The sequence below is a fragment of the Streptodolium elevatio genome (genome assembly GCF_053592165.1).
Map to the genome: position 1 here is coordinate 1 of NZ_JBSFVE010000071.1, position 2,417 is coordinate 2,417.

General features: G+C 68.8%; 3 protein-coding genes. All 3 read left to right on the plus strand.

Annotated features, from left to right (window positions below):
• The first annotated feature begins 148 nt into the window (after positions 1 to 148).
• The 3 genes from ACWD12_RS40945 to ACWD12_RS40955 all read left to right on the plus strand — a co-directional run bounded on the left by ACWD12_RS40945 (position 149) and on the right by ACWD12_RS40955 (position 2,121).
• A complete protein-coding gene (locus ACWD12_RS40945; RefSeq protein ID WP_450103943.1) occupies positions 149 to 550 on the plus strand; it encodes a cupin in 402 nt (133 codons plus the stop codon).
• A gap of 308 nt (positions 551 to 858) precedes the next feature.
• Positions 859 to 1,203 carry a hypothetical protein gene (locus tag ACWD12_RS40950; RefSeq protein WP_450103944.1) on the plus strand — a complete coding sequence of 115 codons (345 nt, stop codon included), beginning with the start codon at positions 859 to 861 and terminating at the stop codon, positions 1,201 to 1,203.
• A 270-nt stretch (positions 1,204 to 1,473) separates the two neighbouring features.
• Positions 1,474 to 2,121 (plus strand): formylglycine-generating enzyme family protein, encoded by a 648-nt coding sequence (locus ACWD12_RS40955; protein ID WP_450103945.1) that lies wholly within the window; start codon positions 1,474 to 1,476, stop codon positions 2,119 to 2,121.
• Positions 2,122 to 2,417 lie beyond the last annotated feature (296 nt).

A 2,417-nucleotide genomic window follows, 5' to 3' on the forward strand; every position in this document is an offset into this window, starting at 1 on the left:
AGGTGGAACAGGCTCGACGCCTCCGGTAGGCCGCAGCCCCACCCCATCGACGACGCGCTTGCGACCTTCTACAACGTGGCGATGTACGCCTGACCAGGCCGCCTGCACCCCACACCACCGAAAGCACCTGCGGAAAGGACGTCCCGCCATGCCCACGCCCCCGATCGACCTCTTCTCATCCCCCGTCCACCTCCGGCCCGACGGCGGAATCCAGACCGCGCACGCGGCCATGGCGGCCGGGGCTGAACTCGACGGCTGGCTGCTGGCGGTGATGCACGCGGAGAGCGAAGCCGACGTCCACAGTGACCTGTGGGAACTCCACCCGGATGCGGACGAATTCGTCTCCTGCATTACTGCCGAAATTCGCATCGTCTTCCGCCCCGAGCGGTCGGGCGACACGGACGAGGAGATTCGGCTGACACCGGGAACGGCTGCCATCGTCCCGCGCGGGCGATGGCACCGCCTCATCGTGGACACCCCCGGCTACATGATGGCCGTCACCCTCCCGCGCGGGACCGTGGAGGAACCTGCCTCGGCCCAGGTGTATTGATCACGAGCGTTGTTGACGTTGGCGGGTCTTGAACACGGCGAAGACCTCCGGTGTGGTGGAGGTGTCTAAGCTCCACACCACACACGGAGGTCTTCGTCTCCCCCGTAACGCCCGGCTGACCGTGCACGGACGCCGGATCCTGGTCGGCTCGTGGTGCTAGGTGTGGTGCCGTTCGCGGCGTTCGCCGCCTGAGGCCTGGCGCCGTCCTGTGCGCAGCAACGCCAAAACCGAACGCGCACGGAGCGCCGTCGCCGATCTCCTCCACAGCGGGCAGCGGGACCTTCGCACACGTCGCGAGGCACGCGAACGTGTCGACCTGGTTCCTCTACAACAACCGCGCCGCCAAAGCAGCCGTCCGGGAGGCCATGGCCGACCAGGCCGCGCGTGCCCCCGCCGCAGCGGTCACCCCCGACAACGCGCCACACCCGCCAGCCTGCACACCGACCTCGCACTCGCGCGAGGAGATCAAAGACCTCAAGAAGGAACGCAACGCCGTCCGGCGCCGCCTCCAACTGGCACTGGGAGCCCAGATCGACAACGTGGCCAGGCCGAACTCGTCCGCCGCATCCAGGACCTCGAACGAGGTAATCAGGCGCTGGTCAGGGACGCCACCGCCTGCGCAAGCCACACCGACGAACTCACCAGGCAACTGACCGCAACGGAGGAGACCGTCGCGTCCCTCCGCCTCGCGCTCCGCAAAGCGATACGCGCGGTCCGCTGACCTCAATACCAGGTTGCCGTTCAACCTCGCGGCGATCGGACGGCCCGAAGTCGCTTGGTCGCCGCGAGTCTCGATGGGTCCCGGTCACGCGCGCCTTGTTGCCGGTGGCCGTCTTAGATGATCTTGCCCGGCGCCCGCCGTGGCGCTCTGACGCGTCTCTGTAGGATCCCTGATCGTGGACGTTCTCGCTTGGGGGAGCAAGATGGTAGCCATCCCGCCGGGGCAGGCAACACTGTCGGACCGGCGGACACAGCGCAGTTGGTCGGTCGAGATCCCGCCCTACCAACTCGGGGCGTTCCCGGTCACCCAGGCGTTGTACGCACAGGTCACCGGCCAGCTACCGAGCACCGCCCGTGGGGACCTGTTGCCCGTCGAGTGCGTTTCCTGGTGGGACGCGGCACGGTTCTGCAACACCTTGTCCCTGCGCGACGGGTTCACGCCCGCCTACCATTTCCGTGCCGACAGTGAAGGCGTCGATTGGGACGCGTCCGCCGACGGGTACCGGCTGCCGACCGAAGCCGAGTGGGAGCACGCCTGCCGGGCCGGCACGAGCGGCCCGCGGTACGGGCCGCTCGACGAGATCGCGTGGCACCGGGGCAACTCGCACGAGCGCATCCACGCCGTCGGCGGAAAGCGCCCCAACCCGTGGGGCCTCTACGACATGCTCGGCAACGTCTGGGACTGGTGCTGGGACGTCTACGACGCCGAGGTCTACGGCACCTACCGCGTACTCCGCGGCGGCGGCTGGTTCGATGAACACTGGAGTTGCCGGGCCTCTGTCCGGCGCCGCAGCCACCCGACCTTCCAAGTCGACGACGTAGGTTTCCGCATCGCGCGTTCCACCGCGTGACGCTGGTTCATGGGCCTCAAAGCACTGCTGGCCGCCCGCAACGCCGCCGTCCAGGCGGGCGCCGGATTCGACATCGTCGCCGCCTCCGCCCAGGCCCAACGCCTCCTGGAGCTCGTCGGCCTGCCCCGCACCCTGCACGCCGACCACGCACACGACGGCCGGACACCGCCGACCGGAACGCCGGCCGAGTGTACGCGTCGGGGGCGCCACCCCCCTTTTTTGGGGGGGGCACACCACTGAAGTGCGGTGTGTTGGCCGCCAGCAGGGGTTGCGGTGACCCATGGAGACCCCACGCT

What these genes read in the sequence shown, in the direction of transcription:
- ACWD12_RS40945 (WP_450103943.1), top strand. Translation starts at nt 149, where the DNA reads ATGCCCACGCCCCCGATCGACCTCTTCTCATCCCCCGTCCACCTCCGG.
- ACWD12_RS40955 (WP_450103945.1), top strand. Translation starts at nt 1,474, where the DNA reads ATGGTAGCCATCCCGCCGGGGCAGGCAACACTGTCGGACCGGCGGACA.